This window comes from uncultured Bacteroides sp. (assembly GCF_902491285.1).
In the GTDB taxonomy this organism is placed as follows: Bacteria; Bacteroidota; Bacteroidia; order Bacteroidales; family Bacteroidaceae; genus Bacteroides.
This window is the reverse complement of sequence record NZ_CABUHK010000093.1, coordinates 1-19,684: the sequence shown is the minus strand read 5'-3', so window position 1 is coordinate 19,684 and position 19,684 is coordinate 1. Positions and strand designations below refer to the sequence as shown.

The 19,684-nt window shown below is 40.3% G+C and carries 13 protein-coding genes; 11 read left to right on the top strand and 2 right to left on the bottom strand.

The window, feature by feature from the left end:
* Nucleotides 1–46 precede the first annotated feature (46 nt).
* A complete protein-coding gene (locus RDN93_RS18865) occupies nucleotides 47–4,192 on the bottom strand; it encodes a response regulator (RefSeq protein WP_308746922.1) in 4,146 nt (1,381 codons plus the stop codon).
* 249 nt (nucleotides 4,193–4,441) lie between these two features.
* Nucleotides 4,442–5,077, bottom strand: a complete 636-nt coding sequence (locus RDN93_RS18860; RefSeq protein ID WP_308746921.1) for a DUF5033 domain-containing protein — start codon at nucleotides 5,075–5,077, stop codon at nucleotides 4,442–4,444.
* Between the two features lie 483 nt (nucleotides 5,078–5,560).
* Here RDN93_RS18860 and RDN93_RS18855 point away from each other — a divergent pair, with 483 nt between their 5' ends.
* The 11 genes from RDN93_RS18855 to RDN93_RS18805 all read left to right on the top strand — a co-directional run.
* Nucleotides 5,561–6,130, top strand: a complete 570-nt coding sequence (locus RDN93_RS18855) for a DUF3575 domain-containing protein (RefSeq protein WP_308746920.1) — start codon at nucleotides 5,561–5,563, stop codon at nucleotides 6,128–6,130.
* 12 nt (nucleotides 6,131–6,142) lie between these two features.
* Nucleotides 6,143–7,591: a DUF3868 domain-containing protein gene (locus tag RDN93_RS18850; RefSeq protein ID WP_308746919.1), complete on the top strand. Its 1,449-nt coding sequence runs from the start codon at nucleotides 6,143–6,145 to the stop codon at nucleotides 7,589–7,591.
* A 656-nt stretch (nucleotides 7,592–8,247) separates the two neighbouring features.
* The gene (locus tag RDN93_RS18845) at nucleotides 8,248–9,627 is read left to right on the top strand and encodes a fimbria major subunit (protein ID WP_308746918.1); all 1,380 of its coding nucleotides are present in this window, start codon (nucleotides 8,248–8,250) and stop codon (nucleotides 9,625–9,627) included.
* A gap of 130 nt (nucleotides 9,628–9,757) precedes the next feature.
* Complete coding sequence (locus RDN93_RS18840) at nucleotides 9,758–10,846, top strand: FimB/Mfa2 family fimbrial subunit (protein WP_308746917.1); 1,089 nt, start codon at nucleotides 9,758–9,760, stop codon at nucleotides 10,844–10,846.
* A gap of 1 nt (nucleotide 10,847) precedes the next feature.
* Entirely contained in the window at nucleotides 10,848–11,876 is a 1,029-nt protein-coding gene (locus RDN93_RS18835) for a FimB/Mfa2 family fimbrial subunit (protein ID WP_308746916.1), read from the top strand.
* A gap of 18 nt (nucleotides 11,877–11,894) precedes the next feature.
* Complete coding sequence (locus RDN93_RS18830) at nucleotides 11,895–14,933, top strand: fimbrial protein (protein WP_308746915.1); 3,039 nt, start codon at nucleotides 11,895–11,897, stop codon at nucleotides 14,931–14,933.
* A gap of 25 nt (nucleotides 14,934–14,958) precedes the next feature.
* Nucleotides 14,959–15,222: a hypothetical protein gene (locus RDN93_RS18825; RefSeq protein ID WP_308746914.1), complete on the top strand. Its 264-nt coding sequence runs from the start codon at nucleotides 14,959–14,961 to the stop codon at nucleotides 15,220–15,222.
* 266 nt (nucleotides 15,223–15,488) lie between these two features.
* Complete coding sequence (locus RDN93_RS18820) at nucleotides 15,489–15,986, top strand: hypothetical protein (RefSeq protein ID WP_308746913.1); 498 nt, start codon at nucleotides 15,489–15,491, stop codon at nucleotides 15,984–15,986.
* A gap of 22 nt (nucleotides 15,987–16,008) precedes the next feature.
* On the top strand, nucleotides 16,009–17,655 hold the full coding sequence (locus tag RDN93_RS18815; RefSeq protein ID WP_308746912.1) for an SPFH domain-containing protein: 1,647 nt from the start codon (nucleotides 16,009–16,011) through the stop codon (nucleotides 17,653–17,655).
* A 264-nt stretch (nucleotides 17,656–17,919) separates the two neighbouring features.
* The gene (locus RDN93_RS18810) at nucleotides 17,920–18,597 is read left to right on the top strand and encodes a DUF5715 family protein (RefSeq protein ID WP_308746911.1); all 678 of its coding nucleotides are present in this window, start codon (nucleotides 17,920–17,922) and stop codon (nucleotides 18,595–18,597) included.
* Between the two features lie 114 nt (nucleotides 18,598–18,711).
* The coding region (locus tag RDN93_RS18805; RefSeq protein WP_308746910.1) for a PhoH family protein at nucleotides 18,712–19,684 on the top strand (973 nt) is incomplete at its 3' end.

Below are 19,684 nucleotides of genomic sequence, written 5' to 3'. Positions count from 1 at the left end.
TAATTCCTTCTTTTTAGGGTTTTCGCGTGCAAAAGTAGTCATTTTTTTATTCATATGTAGAAGGAGTTGTGCCAAAAGCATCCACAAAATGTTTGCGGAAAGTCGGTATATCATTATATCCCACCATTTCCGCCACTTCCTGCACTGCATATTGTTTGGTTTTCAACAATACGGCCGCACGGCGCATACGTACTCCCCGGATAAGTTCGATAATGGTATAGTCTGTACTCTGCTTTACTTTCCGATAAAGAGTAGGCTGACTCATATTCATTTCCGATGCTAGTTTCTTCACGCTAAAATCAGCCTCACAGATATTCTCTTCAATAATCTTAATAACAGAATTGATAAACGGATCTTCTTTTTTCACTTCTTCCGCCACCTCTTCCGTTTCGTCATCAATCACGGCTGCATCCGCACCGGGCAGCATAAACAACTTAGCATACATCTGCTTCAATGCCTGACGCCCGTTAATCAGGTTACGCATTTTAGCTATTAATATGCTGGGAGTAAAAGGTTTCAGAATATAATCATCCGCACCCAATTCCAGTCCGTGAATGACATCCTCATCTTCCACCTTTGCAGTCAACATGATAATAGGAATACCACAAGTTTCAAGTCCCTCTTTCAGTTCACGACAACATTCAAACCCATCCTTTACCGGCATCATCACATCACAGAGTATCAGATCGGGAAGTTCCTTTATTGCCATATCAACCCCTTCCTGACCATTGATTGCCATCAATAAGTTGTACTCCTGACTCAACAGTACCTTCAAATACAGACGAATGTCTTTATGATCCTCTACAATCAATATCGTCTTCTTATTATCAGCAACAATCTGAGACTGTTTCACTTCTCCGACAGCAGACTGTGGTGACACTACAGCTACCGGAGATTCCGGTGTCATCCCGCTATCTGTTGAGACTTCCGGTTCTTCTGCCGGTTCAGGCTTCGGCTCCGTCAGTTCTTCCGGATGAACAAACAAGATATTCGAATCATTATCAAAGACAGATTTATCAATAGGAAGATGTATCGTCACCTTCGTCCCTTTTCCCGGAGAACTTTCGAAAGAGATCATTCCGTGATGAGCTTCAACCATCTGCTGCACGGTAAGAAATCCCAATTGCGTGGTAGACAGTTCATTATCCGACAAATCATCTTCACTCAACTGCTGTTCAAGTGTTTTTACTTCGTCCTTTCCATTATCCGCCACCATCAAGCTAACATAAGTCGTATTATCCCATACCGTTTCGTATACAGAGAAAGAGACGACCCCCGTATAATTTGTATGAGTGAAAGCGTTAGTCAAAAGATTATGGATAATAAATTCTATCTTCTTTTTATCCACACAAAATTCCAGCTCTTTCCTGACCCTTATCTCGCTACGGAAATCTATGGAGTAAGCTTTCAACACCTCGCGAATCTTAAAAAGATTACTATCAATTATCTTTTCTACCGGATAAGAAGCTATTTCCAGTTTTACAGCCATTCCCTCCGGTCGCCCGTAAATAGCCGTCAACTGGTCACAAGCATCCAACATACGGAGCGCATTCCGGTATGCCACTTGCAGAGATGAGTCCTGCCCCTTCAATTTACTTTGCAAATCTTTCAACGGAGCAAAAACCAACAGAAGAGGAGTACGCAAATCCTGTACAAACAACATGAGCAGACGTCTTCTCATTTCTTCTTTCTCCCGTTTCTGCTCCTGCTTCATTCTTTCCAGATTCAGATTCTCCCGTAATATTATCTCCCGGTCACGACGCAATTGCTTATGTAATTCTTTCTTCTTTATATAAGAATAAATAAACCAGCACAGCAAAATCGTCAACACCGCATATGCCATATAAGCCCACACTGTATAGTACCATTTACTTTTCACCACTACATCTATCTGATACACTTCACCTTCCTTTCCGTCCGGAAATACTAATTTCGTCTGCAAAGTATATTCTCCGGGAAATAATCCGTTGTACCACAAACCTTCCTCAAGGGGCATCATCTTCCAATCCTCATCCATAGGAAGCAAGCGATAGGCTATTTTACGTTGAGACATTCCGTAACGCAAATCTGAGAAATATAAATGAAAATTATTGTTCCTGCTGGAAAAGACCAGTTTCTCCTGCTTTTCCGGTGAAGCGGAAAGAACTACCTGACCATTCCGTTCTTCTCCCGCCAGAATCGTTTCTCCATTCACCTCCAGATCTGTCAGCATCACCTGTTTTTTCCTTTTGGTTGCTTTAGCAGCAGACGGGTCAAAGAAAATCAACCCCCATGAATTTGCCCATAGCAGTCGACCATCGTTCAGCCGACATACCGAGTTGCAGTTACCTACCAACAAATAATTATAGAAAGCCGTCTGCCCATTTCGAACCGTCATGACCCCCACATTATTCCCAGCCCATATGCTACCGACATAATCATCGACCATACAGCATATATGCCCATTCGGCAATCCATTCTGCAAAGTATATACAGACTCCACCTTTTCTTGTTCTCTTCCGTCAATACAGACAACGGCATTAAGGTAAGCTGCATAAATCTGATTATAATTATTCACATAAATAGTCTGTACGGCAGCTTCCTCCAATCCATTCTCTTTTTCATAATTTCCTTCCACCTTAATCCGGTCATCTTCTGTCGTAATCCTTTTCAGTCCCTTATTGGTACCAATCCAAATATTACCTTCTTTATCTTCTCGCAGAGCAAATATACTCTTTATCCCGGCAGGCAAATCTGTTTTTTTACATTTGTTACTTTTAGGTTCTACTTGTATCAATCCTTCCGAAGTACCTACCCATAAACGATTCCGTGAATCCTGACAAAAACAGTGAATAGCTGCCTGCATATTTTTTCCTGCGTCCGTCTGCAGTTGAAAAGACTCTATTTTCTCAGTCACGGGATTAATAAAAATAATTTTGCCCTGTTTGTCCCCCAACCAGATATACCCATTCCTACATTTATAGATAGTATAACATCCGGAAAATTCAGATACCTTTGTCCACCGTTCGAACCGTGTATCCATCGAAAGCATCGGTGCAGTACTCTTCATAATACCTCCATCGGACATCGCCAACCAGACATATCCCTTATCATCTTCAACAATACCGCCTATTCTTGATTCAAAATTCTGTTTTACCCGGCTATATGTACTATTACTGATATCAAATTTTACAATTCCGCCGCCAAAAGTACCTACCCAAAGAATCTGCTGCCTGTCATCCCATAACAAGCTTGTCATCCTGTTTTCAATATCCGGGCGGGTGACTTTGACCTCACCCGTCAACCAAGTTTGTGTAAACGGGCTCTCACACAAATTCTCATTGTCAAAACTTAATTTGAATAATCCGTCCCAAGTTGTCAGATAAAAAGTTTTCTTATCCTTAAAAACCAAATCTGTGACGCGGAAGTTGAAGACTCCCACCTTATCGGCCTTATTTATTAAAATCACCCGTTCGTTATATGTCTTAAGATCATAACATATAATATCATTCCACAATCCGCAAATCCACAAATAGCCCTGTTGTAAAAATAGTTTGCTCACGACACTACATTCCTTAATCAAAGAGCTTTTTTTTGAAGCAATATTATAAGACATCACCTTTTTCCCGTCCACAGAAAAATAGAGGTTACCTTTTCCGTCCATACAAAGGTCAGTAATCTTTCCCTTTATTAAAGGTTCCGGATTCAACACACAAAATACGGATTCACCCTTTCTTTCTGTTTTGCGGGAAACGGAAGTTTCATACAATCCCTGTAAAGTAGCTAGATATAATTTTCCGCCATGCCAGCAAAAATCCAGCACCTCATTCAACTTGAAAGGCTTGTCAAAGCTCAATGGCAAAAACGTTTCATTCACATGGTCAAAACAAGTAATTCCACCTTGAAATAATAAAGCATAATACAACCCGTCAGGACCCTCACGCAAAGATTTAACTGTTTGATGAAGAGGCATCGAAAGAGAATCCATACTCATTATTAAAGGATAGTCACGAAATCGGAATCCGTCATAACGGGTAATACCTTTATCCGTAGAAAGCCAAATAAAGTCATTACTCCCATAGCATATATTATATATAGTGTTATTTCCAGCTTCATTTTTAATGACCATCGGAACCAAATCCCAATGAGTATCTATAGAATACACAGCAATAAATCGGGACAACAGCAATAACAGGAAACAAGCCTTCTTCATATTTTAAGTATATTTTGTTCATGTGATATGTGCGATAAAGGTAGGTAATTATATTAGTAGCGGACTATATATCACTTTTTTTTAGAAATAATTCACAATAAAGCAAAAGCTTGCCAACTTTTTACAAGTTAACAAACTTTTCATCGCTCTTTTTACATTGTTTGTTCGTCTCGAGTGACGCATATTTGCTGTTTGGTTCCTCTATATTATGTATCTCAATAAATACCTGTTGAGGCTATTTGCATTAAATCATTTATGACAATTAGAAAGAGTGAAGCTGTAAGTTCCATGACCGGCATTAAAATTATAGTTCCCTTTGAAATCTACCGGAACTTTAACCAGGCAATCTTTCTGGTCACTCACACGGAAATAAAGGTGAGTGATAGCCGTAAAGACGTTTCCACCTCCAACAGTTGTTGATAAAGAAGCGCCATATCCTTTCCAACAAAACAAATCGGTAGAAGAAGAATAGGTAGTTCCAATATAATATACCGTATCTTCATCCACATTAAAATTCAACGAAACACACAATGCGAATTCTTCCAGGAAAGCACCCGCCCTCGTACGTGCCTGATATTCGGCAATCATCCTCACGGACTGCCTATCTCCATCTTCCCCAAAATAACCTTCCACATTTTCAGATTTACATTCACGAATTACATTACCGTTCTGACGAAGAGATTCCAATACGCCCTGCATCTCTTCTGCTGTAACAGAAGGGACATTACCAATATCTGCAACGTTACTTACAGATTCAATACCATATAAAGATTTGATAGACTCAAAGTTTGAAGAGTTATCTTCAAAACGTTCATCTTCGGCACTAGAACATGCCACGAAAGTTAATGCTATAACAGATACGAAAAAGAATTTAATTGTCTTCATACTATTTCCTCCTATTTTTTACAGGTTTGCAAACCCTTACTTTTGCCACCCTTATACATTTCACATCATTTACTGTTTGTTTGTCTCTGTTCCTCAGGAGGGAATCTTAATGTTAGTTTTCCTGTTACCGATACTTTATCATTCTGCTTGCTGGTACAAACATAGGCGTTTTATTCAATAAGAAAAACTTTTTCAGAGGAGAAATGAATAAATTACCACTCTTTAACGAATGAAATACAACCCATTCAAGTAATAAAACAAGATATACAAGTATTAAACAACCAATCATATGTAAATCATTCAATAAGAATGATAAAAACACACCCTATAAACCTCGAATCACTCACCACCTATCAGAACGAAAAAATGCCCTGTACTTATTTATTTTCATCGAGAACTTATCAAAGAAAGATGAATCTACCAATTAACGTCAATTCATATAACACGTATCTTTGCACATCAACAAACAAAACCCATCATGCGATGAAAAAGAAAAGAATTTTATTTTTGTTCATTACCATGTTTGCTTCTACCTTATTATATAGCCAGGTAGTCGGAGTAAAAACCAACATTGTAATGGACGCGATGAAAATCATCAACCTTGGAGCTGAGATCGGCTTAAGTAAGAAATTAACGCTGGATTTGTATGCCAATTATAATCCATGGAAATACAAAGATCAGAAAATGATGAAGATGCTCGCCATTCAGCCTGAACTCCGTTATTGGTTCTGCGACAAGTTCAACGGACATTTTGTGGGATTCCATATTCATGGAGGTGTCTATCAGGCAGCCGCTATCGATATGCCTTGGGGCATTTGGTCTGAACTGACAGACCACCGTTTCAAAGGCAACTTCTTTGGAGCCGGGATTTCTTACGGATACCAATGGATTTTAGGTAAACACTGGAATCTGGAAGGAAATATTGGCGTAGGTTACGCACGCGTCAAGTACGAACAGTACGAGTGTATGACTTGCGGTGCAAAAGTATCGGAAGGACACAAGAACTATGTAGGACCTACCAAAGCTGCCGTCAGTCTAATTTATTTATTCTAAAACAAAACAAATATGAAAAAGATTCTATACATACTCTTCTGTCTGCTGCCTGTATTGAACGGGAATGCACAGACTTTGTATAAAAATCAAGTGCGTATAGAGAAAGAATCTATTACGCGCAGTGATGACAATCGCCTGACTATCAACCTGGACATTGTTTTGCAGACAAACCTCAAAATAGCTTCCAACAATGTCGCTACGCTTACCCCGTTTCTCGAAGCGGACGGACAGACAAAAGCATTGCCGTCTATCATAGTGTACGGACGCAAACGCAACATCGTCAATCAACGCAATCACAAAAACTTCGAAAATACATATACGGTCATTCGCCGCAAGCAAACTGAAGAACAAAAAATAAGCTATCTGATACAGATACCATTTGAAGCATGGATGCGCACGGCAAATATGAAGTTAAACATTGATATATGCGGCTGTTGCGACATTCTGGAGGAAAACAGCGGTGAATTAATCACCCGGCTGAACATTTCTCCGTTGAAATTACAGCCCTCCATTGCCTATATCACTCCACAAGCCGAAGGCGTAAAACATCGTGCAGTAGAAGGAAGTGCTTATCTGGACTTTCCGGTCAACAAATACATTATCTACCCGGAGTACCGTCGCAACACGATCGAACTAGCTAAAATACGCGCTACAATAGACACCGTACGCAACGACAAGAATACTACACTCACCAGCATCAAGATTCATGGATACGCTTCGCCCGAAGGAGGTTATGCCAACAACACCCGTTTGGCAGAAGAACGCACCAAAGCATTGGTAGACTATGTGAGCAGTTATTACAACTTTGACAAGAAGCTAATAACTTCGGAATCGACTCCGGAAGATTGGGCTGGTTTCCGCAAGTTTGTTGCCACCTCATCATTGGATAAGAAAGACGAAATACTTCGTTTAATGAATGATGAAAGCCTGGACATCGACAAAAAAGAACACGCCATAGCTAAGCTGGCAGGTCCGCAAGGATACCAATATATATTAGACACATGCTATCCGGCACTTCGCCATTCGGACTATACCGTCAATTATACAGTGCGCGGCTTCAACCTCGAAGAGTCGAAAGAGATTATCAATAAACGCCCGCAACTGTTGAGTTTGCAGGAAATCTATCTGGTAGCGCAAAGTTACGAACCAGGAAGCGAAGAGTTCAATCACTCTTTTCTGGTAGCTGCAACAATGTTCCCAGACGATCCGATAGCAAACCTGAATGCCGGAGCAATGGAAATCCAAAAAAGTGGCGACATGGCTGTTGCCAAGAAGCATCTAGCCAAAGCTGATCCAAAAGCTGCCGAGACACTCAATAACCTTGGAGTCATCGCCATGCTGGAAGGTGATCTGGAGACAGCGGAAATTTATTTCAAAGCAGCCAAAGAAGCCGGCCTACATGCACAAGCCGACGCAAACCTGAAAGAACTGAAAAAGAAACAGAATTACCCTACAAAATAAAGACACGGACAAAAGACTTAACCCTCAGTAATTTATTATATTAATAAATTAACCCCTAATGATTAAAGAACGCACTACCTGTGAAGGTCGTGCGTTTTTTATATGAAAGAGAAGCTATAAATCGTTCAATAATGCATGAATGAAACACAAAGCATCCATCTCCTCCCGTAAAGTTGTATATTCTGCATCAAAAACAAACAAAAAACGAAATGATACGACAATATATACAACAACGGTAAAAAGAAAGCGAGAGCGGTTATTCATTCAACAACACCAATAATCATTCATAAAACGACTGATTCACCACTCAAAAAAATGCATTTTTTTAATTGAAACAATCACCTTGAAAATTGAAATAAACACCGATTAACGCTTTAGTTTTTCTCCCATACCTTTGCAACGTCGATAAGGAACAAAAGTTTCCTTGAAACAAGCAAACAATAATCTAAGTAATAAACAAATAAAAGAAACATTGCCTATAAGAAACAAACAAACCAACTCCACCAGGAAGTTACTTTTTACCTTATCATATATAAGGGCTTCCAATAAAGAAGAAATGATGTTTTTCATAAAACAATCGGTCCTCATCCTTTAGATGGCTCTTCCCCAAAAAAGAAAAGAATAAACCAGCATGACTACATATAATAATATGTAGTGTGCAATTAAAGAAAGAAATTATTATTGCATCTCACATTAAACTCAAAAAAATGAAAATTAAGAATTTATTATTAGCAAGTTTAGCAGTAGCTGCTATGACAGCTTGTAGCAACGAAGAAGAATTTATTGATAACGGTATCCAAACTCCAACAGGCGAACAAGCAACGATGAGAGTTAACTTTACTTCAGCAACCGGAAAATCAAGAGCAGTCAGCGAGGAAGGCAAAGATGCCGGAAGTAACGAAGAATCAGCAATCACTACTGCTACAATCGTATTAGACTATGGAGGTAACAAACTCATTGTAAAGAACAATCTCACAGTAACAAATGATAACCCTAATGCTAATCAAGAAGTAGTAGCCAGCACTCCTGCTTTTAGTGTAGCTGCAGGTAGTAATATTACAATTTACGCATTTGTAAATCCATCTGATAAATTAAACGCAGAAATAAATGCTGCAAAAAATACTGAGGATTTTAAAGCACTGCAAATCGGAGCACAAGCATTACCGAGCAATGGATTGGACTACCTTGCTTCAAGTATTGCCAAAGATGACAATTTCTTAATGAGTGGCTCTAAGGGTGATATAACCATAACAGCAGGTACAGATGAGAATAAAGCAACGATTAACGTAGACCGCGTTAGTGCTAAATTGGATGAACGAACTGATTCTGAAAAAAACTTCAAAATATCCGAATCAACATATACCGTAAAAGGAGATAAAAATTGGTTAGTTGCAAAATTTGTAGGTCATTCCTATTCTAATTTAGTAAAGGACTCATATGTATTGACTAATGAGACAAGCTGGACAGGAGCAGAGCCATATCTGCAGGTCTACAAAACAGACTATAGATGGATCGCTGCCGGAATTACTTACTGTTTAGAAAACAAAGTTGGTGGAGATTGGACCGAGGAAACCAAGGCAAAAGCTACCAATGTACATTACCAGGCACAAGTATACTACGCTACCGGATCAGAAGAGAACCCGACATTAGAAGAAGCTGAAACATTTTATGTAAAAGTGAATCCAATATATGAAGATGGGAACTATGTAAGAGATGAAAAAACAATCTACAAAAGCTGGGCAGAAATGAGAGTTGATTACAATAATCTGAGCGAAACAGAAGGAAATGCTGAATACCTCGCTGCCAATGGTATCATCAAATACGAGGATGGTTTATGTTATTACGAAGCAGCTATCCAGCACGCAGGTCAAGGATGTTCAATTATCCGGAACAATTGGTACCAGCTTGCAGTTAACTCTGTTAAAGACTTAGGATGGCCGACAAGTACTCCTCCGACTCCTGAATCTGATACAAAATTAACAATTACAGCAAATATCCAACCTTGGACTATACATAAGAACGAGATTGATCTTTAATCAATAGCTATCAAAGTAAACAAGAAAATCGGGAGATGATTTCCCTCTCCCGATTTTCTCCTTACAAAAAGACAAAAGGCATTACATTCAAACAAAACATTACTTTCTAAAAGCATAAAAAGTGAGAATAATGAGACAAATACTAACAACCATACATGAAAAAGTCAACAAGATATTGTTGCTCACATTATTGGCTGGTACAATTACATCTTGTGACTCTATATTAGATTACAATGACGGAGATTGTAGCATCGAATACTGTGTAAAATTCAAATATGACTACAACATGGAGGAAGTAGACGTTTTTGCCAAACAAGTTAGAACAGTAACACTTTATGCTTTTGACGACAATAACAATCTTGTTTATCAGAAAACAGATCAGGGCGAACAATTGGGAGATGGAAATTACTCTATGAAAGTAGATATCGATCCGTCGAAGTTTCACCTTATCGCATGGGCAGGATTAAATAATGAATCATTCGCAGTACCTTTATTATATCCGGAGCAATCTCAAATAGAAGAGTTGAAAGTGAAAACGCTACGCAAAGTAGTAACGAGGGCTGATGCGGAAAATGAAAAAGAGAATTACATTGTAGAACAAGAGTTACATTCACTTTGGCATGGTGAAGTAAAAAACGCTCCTACTACCCGAAACGGCAGGGAACAGATCAGCATTGTGTCTTTAGTGAAAAACACCAATAACATCCGTATAGTCGTAGCACAAGTCAACCAGTCAGTTGGTCCGGTGACAAGAACACTGACAAAGGAAACATTCAAATGCAACATTTATGATGACAACGGATATATGAATTATGATAACTCGCTGCTGGAAGACAATCTATTGACTTACAAACCATTTGTTGTCGAATCGGAAGTTGTCCGAACAAGAGCTTTCAGTGCAGGATACGAACAGGCTGAAGAATACAATGCCGTTGTCAGCGAGATAAGTGTAGCGAGACTGATGGAGAACAAAACCCCACAGTTGACTATCACCAACTCCGCAACAAACGAAACCCTGTTTCACAGTCCCAACTTAGTGAAATATTTGGAGCTGCTCCAACTAGAGAAGTATAAAGACCGGAATTATACCCTCCAAGAATATCTGGATCGCGAAGATAATTACAGCATGATTATTTTCGTAGATGAGAAACTTGCACTGATTAAAACCGTAATTGATGTAAACGATTGGATTATCCAACTTAATGATATTGAACTGTAAAATGAAATACTCTAAATTGACATATTATCTGCTGGCTGTCCTCAGCATCATGGCAACGTCATGTGTCACAGACGGAGTTATAGATGATAATATATATAAGAACATTCCGGGAGCGCCAGTAGAGGGTGCAAAGATTAATTTTGCATTAACTTTTCCGGATATTCCTACACGGGGTATTGACGGTGAATCCGAGGGTTTGGTAGCTGAACGTGAAATCAATGATGCCCAAATATACACTTTCGTAGAAGGCAGGTTCGTAGAACAAATTAAATACGTACTTATCGGAAAGAGAGACGAAGAAGGTAACCGGTTTATAGAAGGAAAACTGTCTGGGACATACAGCACCGGTACCCGCATGGACTTTATCGTAATTGTTAACGCAAAAAACAAAAAGGTAGAAGATGTGACGATGACACCGGGAGACAGTAAGACTGATTTATACAAACAGTTAGTGTTCGGCTACAATAAAGAAATGAATTATTCGACAAATATTCCGATGTGGGGTGAAGGTACTATCGCGTCCATCACATCGGGAAAGAATAATATAGGAGATCTCACCCTGAAACGCGCAGTTGCCAAAGTGAATGTAATGGTCAACGATGGAAAGGGAATAACAGATTTCAAAATCACCGAAGTCCGGTTGCACAATTATAATACACAAGGATATTGCGCACCCATAGAAAACGATGGTCCGTCCATACCGGGAAACTCCACATTATCTGCCGACTTCCTGACTTCCGGCATACTGAACGGGACAGAAGGCAACAAGATTGAAAACAAATTCTACATTCCGGAACATCAGAATACGGGAGCACAAACTGAAAAGAAAATATATTTGGTCATCAAAGCGGTGGCCAGAGGTAAAGAAAAAAGTTATACCATACCATTCAGTGAAAATGGAAAAGACTATAATGTTCTTCGCAACCACATGTATGTATTCAACATCACAAGTGTGAAAATGGATGTAACATTAGAATATGAAGTAAAAGCGTGGGATGAAGAGAATATTGATGTCCCGTCATTCGATTAATAGAAGGAGGCAAATCAGATGAAAAAGCAAAACAGCATACTGAAAGTGATAACGAATATAATATATCCGATTATTATCTGCGCATTTCTTAGTGCTTGTGCAGATGATGAAATATATTCTGTCACCAATGTGAAAGAAGGAATTCCGGTTACAATCAAATTCGGTCTGTCTGTCACAGGCATGGAGAAACAAACCCGTGCACTTCCTGGAACAGAAGAAAACAGAATAAACGACCTCTATGTATTTGTATTCGACAATGCCGGAAAGCTGAAGACCAGCAAGTTCTACAGTACAGATGAAATAAGCAGTTCACTGGAAAATAAAGAAAGCGGAAACTTTGCGCTAGAAACTACCAGTGGTGAAAGTTTTATTTATGCAATAGCCAATTCGGAAACGAACGAACTGGAATCCATACTGAACAAGTTGGACGCTGTGAAAAAGTTCGAGGATCTGTCCGGAGTAATCGTTAGTCTAAACGAAGCCAACGTACAGCGTATACAAGGCAGCCTGGTAATGAGCGGTACATTCAATACGACCATTCCGGCAGAAGGCAAGAAAGAAGGATACTGTGTGATTGATGAACATGGGAAAATATCCAGTGGCAAAATACAACTTTCGCGCCTAGACTCTCATATCACTTTTAAAATAAAAGTAGGAGAAAAAGTAACATCCTTCACTCCTACCAGTTGGCAAGTGAAATATGTTCCGCTAAAATCGAATGTGATAGAGCAACCGGAAGTGAATAGTTTTACCCAAGATAGTGATTACGGAAACAGTATAGTAAGTACCGCATTCAGTACAAATGAAGATGATAACTCTCGCATATTCGATTTTTATATGCTGGAAAATATAAAAAGTTCAAAATCATACGTCGAAAAGGATGGTACAGTGACTTCCATTGATCCGTCATCAGCAGATAAAACGAAAGAGTATGCCAAACGGGAAGCAGAAGTGAAAAACGACGACGGTACAAATACCGGTGAATATAAATATTCGGAAAAGTATGCGACTTATGTCGAGTTTAAAGCTGAGCTGGAAATCAAAAACGAAGGCTCCAACGATGGCAAACGTGTAGCCACCGTACGGTATAGAATACACTTGGGAGGTGGGCGCAACAATCCGGATATCTTCACAAGCAAGCGGAACACCAACTATACATATAATTTAATTATCAATGACGTAACAGACATTATAGTAGAAGTAACGGAAGGGGAAGAAAATCGCCCAGGTGCCGAAGGTGACGTTGTGGATTCTGAAGCAGAAGTACGTACTTTAGACGCACATTACAATTGCTTTATAATGGGATTCAGTTACAATAATGTAGTGGATAGAAACAATGGAACAGGAGGAGGACTGAAATTTTTAGTAAAGACTCCTTTCGGTGAAGTGACAGAACAAAGTGAACCTGACAGGGGAAATGGCGCCAAACAAGACTATCATTGGATTCATTTCCAATCCCATGGAAAAGATAATTCCAATGCAAAACTACAAAAATACAACAAAAACGAACTGGTCGACCTGTTCGGACTCGCCGATGATGTAATAAAGCGTTATAATGAAGATCAAAGCGCAGACAAGAATGAAGACAAGACATATTACTATACCGTTTTTATAGACGAATATTATTATACCGAAGCTCCTAAAGGTACAAATTGGGGGAATGAACCTAAAACTTACTGGCGGCATTTTGCAAATGCAGACAACCGCTACATAATGCTGGTCTATGCTCCCAAGTATAGTTTGGATGGCAATAGCAGTTATGCCAAAGCCCGATATATGATTACGCAACGTTCGATACAAACATACTATAGCACAGAATCAGCATTGGCACTAGGTATGGAACATATCAATGAGACAGGACTGGCCAAATGGGGAGCACCGAATATAGCCAATGAAATGTCGTCGGCCAACGGATTGTGGAATACTTGGAAGTATTTGAGCAAAAACACATCATGGGCTGCCCACGTGAATCTTGAACAACCGGATGAGAAAATGAATACTTTCACTACCAATGCCGAGGCTATCGCTTTGGGACGTTGCTTATCACGAAATCGTGATGAAAACGGAGATGGTGAGATAACATTGGACGAAGTAAAATGGTTTGTACCGACCAGTGAGCAATTAATGGGTATGTATCTGGGAGCAAAAAGCCTGCCAACCCCCTTATATGATGCCAACAATATTTCATTTGTGTATGCAGACAGGACAGACCATCATTATACGACCAGTGACAAAAAGCGTATTTGGTCGGAAGAAGGCGCTTCTGTTGGTGACTATCCCACATATACTACTGAAGAAAAGGATCTCCCGCACAATTTCAGATGTGTACGTAACTTAGGATTGGACAAAGCACCCAATGAAGAATTAAAAAGAGACGAATATCCTCAACAAGCATTTGAATACCTCGATCAAGGTACACGCGTAAAAGTGTACAATCAACAAAGCAAAGAGGACGAAATAATTACTGCCCAACTAGTTTTTAAGATGTCACGATTAACTGCCCAGAATATACGGGGTTCACGACTCAAGAAAGGTGAAATAGGAATTCATGACAACTTTGACGAAGGCAATAAACCTTATAAAGCATTTCAAGTGTCTAAGAAAGCATATCAAGATACAAAAGCATTAAATAATAATATACTTGTATATGAAGAAAATTCATTTTTCACTCTCAGTACTTGGTATACCACTATACGTTCATGCTGGTATGATACCAATGACCCGATAAAGAACTCAGGAAAAACCTATTATCGTTTGACCTCTGACAATGACCTTAGCTTGTGTAAGAACTATTCAGAGAATAGTGACGAAAGTGACAAAGGGCTTTGGAGAGCCCCCAACCAAAGAGAAATGATGCTAATGTACATAGTAGACAAGAATTTAGTCTTCGATGCCATATCACGAACTAAATGGAGATACACCATAGATAAAGGCAAAAATGCTGGAAATTTAAGATTCTTTTGTGGCGATACAAAAGCTTTGTATCTATCAAATGAGGTTGATAATAAAAATAAACATATATTACGTTGTGTACGCGACGTAGAAATAGTCAAATAAGATATAGAACTTAAAACTAAAAATTATGGAACAAAGAGACATCCTGCAATTAGAATCATCAGATATGCGACAAGCCTATCTGTTTGAAGAGGACGGACACTGGTATGCTTACGAGCATTCAGCCAACCGGATTGAGAAATTCATGAAGGGTTTTGCTGACTTCAAACACAAAGTTCATGATGTCTGCGGCCGTTTCAAAATAGAAATAAATCTCGATATACTAGACAAATGTCCCATTATCTCATGTGAAGATTCGATACTGGTACTTGATTGTCCTGATGATATATAAAAGAAAACGCTCCGTAAGAGTACGGAATCTCATAACCCCATAATTAAAGAAATACAAAATATTGTTTGTTTTGTTTGTGTTCCTCATTCCACTCAGAGGCGGCCTGTGAAGATAGCGCTGAGTGGGTGGGGACTTTTTCTCACACATCCGAGGATTTATTAGATAAAAGCCGGAAATGCAACTTTATATAAATATTCTTTGCATAGTTCACACAAAACCGTATATTTGGAGAACAAATAAACATAATTCACCAATATCTCAAAATTATGAGTAACACCATATTCCTTATTATCGCCCTTGTGACAACGGGTATATTCGCAATTCAGTTTGTTTTATCAATCTTTTTCGGAGATATGGATGCAGATGTAGACGTGGATGCCGACATCAGCAGTGTAGTCTCTTTCAAAGGACTCACCCACTTTGGTATCGGCTTCGGCTGGTACATGTATCTCGCAGGCAACACAGAAATCCAAAGTTATGTTATCGGTATCCTGGTAGGACTGTTCTTTGTTTTCGCCGTATGGTTTCTGTACAAAAAAGCCTATCAACTGCAACAAGTGAACCGCTCCGAAGCAACCGACGAACTCGTGGGACGCGAATGTACCATTTACTTCAAGCAAAACAACAGTAAGTACACCGTACAGACAAGCCGCAATGGAGCCATGCGCGAAATAGACGTAATCTCCGAATCGGGAAAGACGTATCAAACCGGAGATCGCACTGTTATCACCAAGTATCAGGACGGAACATTATATATTCAATAACTATTCAAATTTACACAATTCTATGACACAAGAAATGCTAATTATGGCCGCAATACTAGTGGCGGTCATTCTGCTCACTTTTATCGGTATCCTTTCTCGCTACCGCAAATGTAAGAGTGACGAAGTCCTCGTCGTATATGGTAAGACAGGAGGAGAAAAGAAATCTGCGAAGTTATACCACGGTGGAGCTGCTTTCGTATGGCCGATTATCCAGGGCTACGAATTCCTGTCAATGAAACCGATGCAGATTGACTGCAAGCTGACAGGCGCACTATCCGCACAGAATATCCGTGTAGATGTGCCTACCACTATTACCGTAGCCATCAGCACAGATGCAGACGTAATGCAAAACGCTGCCGAACGTATGCTCGGACTGACTATAGACGACAAACAAAACCTGATTACAGATGTAGTTTACGGTCAGATGCGTCTGGTTATTGCCGACATGACCATTGAAGAGTTGAACTCCGACCGCGACAAGTTCCTTTCCAAAGTAAAAGACAATATTGATACGGAACTCCGCAAGTTCGGTTTGTACCTGATGAATATCAATATCAGTGACATCCGCGATGCTGCCAACTATATCGTCAACTTGGGTAAAGAAGCTGAAAGTAAGGCATTGAACGAGGCACAAGCCAACATCGAGGAACAGGAAAAACTGGGTGCTATCAAAATCGCGAACCAGATTAAGGAACGCGAAACGAAAGTGGCGGAAACTCGCAAAGACCAGGATATCGCTATCGCGGAAACTAAGAAACAACAGGAAATCTCTGTTGCAAATGCAGATAAGGACAGAATTTCCCAAGTAGCTATCGCCAATGCGGAAAAAGAATCGCAAGTAGCAAAAGCCGAAGCTGAAAAGAATATCCGTATCGAGCAGGCAAATACCGAAAAGGAAAGCCGCGTTGCCGAACTGAATTCGGATATGGAAATCAAACAGGCGGAAGCGGCCAAGAAAGCTGCCATCGGACGGAATGACGCACAAAAAGAGGTAGCCCTCTCTAATGCCGAACTGGCCGTGACACAAGCCAATGCCGACAAACAAGCCGGTGAAGCTGCCGCCAAATCGGAAGCTGCCGTACAGACTGCCCGTGAAATTGCGCAAAAAGAGGTGGAAGAAGCAAAAGCCCGTAAAGTTGAATCTTCATTGAAAGCGGAAAAGATTGTTCCTGCCGAAATCGCAAGACAGGAAGCTATTCTTCAGGCAAACGCTATCGCTGAAAAGATTACCCGCGAAGCGGAAGCCCGTGCTAAAGCGACTTTGGCACAAGCCGAAGCGGAAGCAAAAGCTATCCAAATGAAACTGGAAGCGGAAGCGGAAGGTAAGAAACGCTCACTGCTTGCCGAAGCGGAAGGCTTCGAAGCGATGGTAAGAGCAGCCGAATCGAATCCGGCTATCGCCATCCAATATAAGATGGTAGACCAGTGGAAGGAAATTGCCGGCGAACAGGTCAAGGCGTTCGAACACATGAATTTAGGAAATATCACTGTATTCGACGGTGGAAACGGAGGGACAAGCAACTTCTTGAACACATTGGTGAAAACAGTAGCTCCAAGTCTCGGCGTATTGGACAAATTGCCTATCGGTGAAACAGTGAAAGGTATAATTAATCCGGAAAGTAAAACGGAAGAGAAGCCTACAACAAAAGCTGAAGAGAAAAAAGGATAAGAAAGCGCATTATTCATTAAGTACAGAATCGAATATTTTCTCATCGTGATAAGAACATTTTCTCACGGTGATGAGAATTAATACTCATCCTTATGAGAATATTTTCTCATAGCGATGAGTATTTTTTCTCATAGCAGTGAGTATTTTTTCTCATAGCAGTGAGAATTGCTTGAGAATATACTGATAAGATTTCCCTGTTATTCTTTCTAATTTCATATGTATATTCCAACGTTTTCATATAACTTTGCAGGCAAAAAATACAAAATGACTATACAGAAACTTCGTATATTACCACTATTTTCGCTGATTATAGGATTTGCAACACTCACTTCCGGTTGCAAAAAGAAAGATATGTCATTGAAACTGAACGAACCACGCAATATCCGTGGCGTAGTCAGCTATAAACGTTCTTTCCCTGATTTGAATGATAAACATCTGGAAGCTGCAAAAGCTGTTGGTATCCGTCCGTTGGAAGACCGCGAAGCAGCGGAAGATATGAAAGAAAAGCTGACACACATCATTGACAATGAGTTCTATGTGGTAGATTCTCTGACCCATTCTATCCCCTATCTTGTCCCTCGCGCAAGTGCGCTGCTCGACACAATCGGCTCTAACTTTCTTGATTCACTTGCCGCCAAAGGATTAAACCCCAATCAGGTGATCGTCACTTCCGTACTGCGCACCCAAGGCGATGTGAAACGCCTTCGCCGCAGGAACGTGAACGCTTCCGCCAACTCGGCACATTGCTTCGGAGCAACTTTTGACGTTAGCTGGAAACGGTTCAAGAAGGTGGAGGATAAAGACGGAAGACCGTTGCAGGATGTCGGTTCCGATACTCTGAAACTTGTTCTGTCCGAAGTTCTGAGAGATTTGCGACAGGCCGAAAAATGCTACATCAAGTATGAGTTGAAACAGGGTTGTTTCCACATCACTGCCCGATAAATATCATTTTCATATCCTATCGGCAGAATAATTGCAGTAAAATTCATCTCCAAACAATCAGAGAATCCAAAACGTTTCATTAAATTTGCAGAAATTTTTCTTTAATACAACTTAATGATAGAGAAACTGATTGTTCTTGAGGATATTGATCCTGTTATTTTTTACGGTGTAAACAACGCCAACATACAGTTAATTAAAGCTTTATATCCGAAGCTACGTATCGTTGCCCGTGGTAATGTCATCAAAGTGCTGGGCGACGAGGAAGAAATGTGCGCCTTCGAAGAAAATATCACCAAACTCGAAAAATACTGCGCTGAATATAATTCACTGAAAGAAGAAGTTATCATCGACATTATAAAAGGGAATGCCCCGCAAACGGAACAAACCGGAAACGTGATCGTGTTCAGCGTCACGGGCAAGCCTATCATCCCCCGAAGCGAAAACCAGTTGAAACTGGTGGAAGGATTCGCCAAGAATGACATGGTATTCGCCATCGGTCCTGCAGGTTCGGGAAAGACATATACCGCCATTGCCCTTGCCGTACGTGCGCTGAAAAACAAGGAAATCAAGAAGATTATCCTCAGTCGTCCCGCCGTAGAAGCCGGAGAAAAGCTGGGTTTCCTGCCCGGTGACATGAAAGATAAAATCGACCCGTATCTGCAACCCTTGTACGATGCGCTTCAAGATATGATACCTGCCGCCAAGTTAAAGGAATACATGGAACTGAACATTATACAGATTGCCCCGTTAGCCTTTATGCGCGGACGTACACTGAATGATGCAGTCGTAATTCTTGACGAAGCACAGAATACCACCGCACAGCAAATAAAAATGTTCCTCACCCGTATGGGTATGAACACTAAAATGATTGTGACAGGCGATATGACCCAGATTGACCTTCCCTCTTCCCAGACATCGGGATTGGTGCAGGCACTCCGCATCCTGAAAGGGGTAAAAGGCATCAGCTTTGTCGAACTGAACAAGAAAGATATTGTACGCCATAAGCTGGTGGAACGTATCGTAGATGCTTATGAAAAATTCGACAAAGAAGCGAAAGCCGAACGGGAGAAACGGAAAAACGAACAAC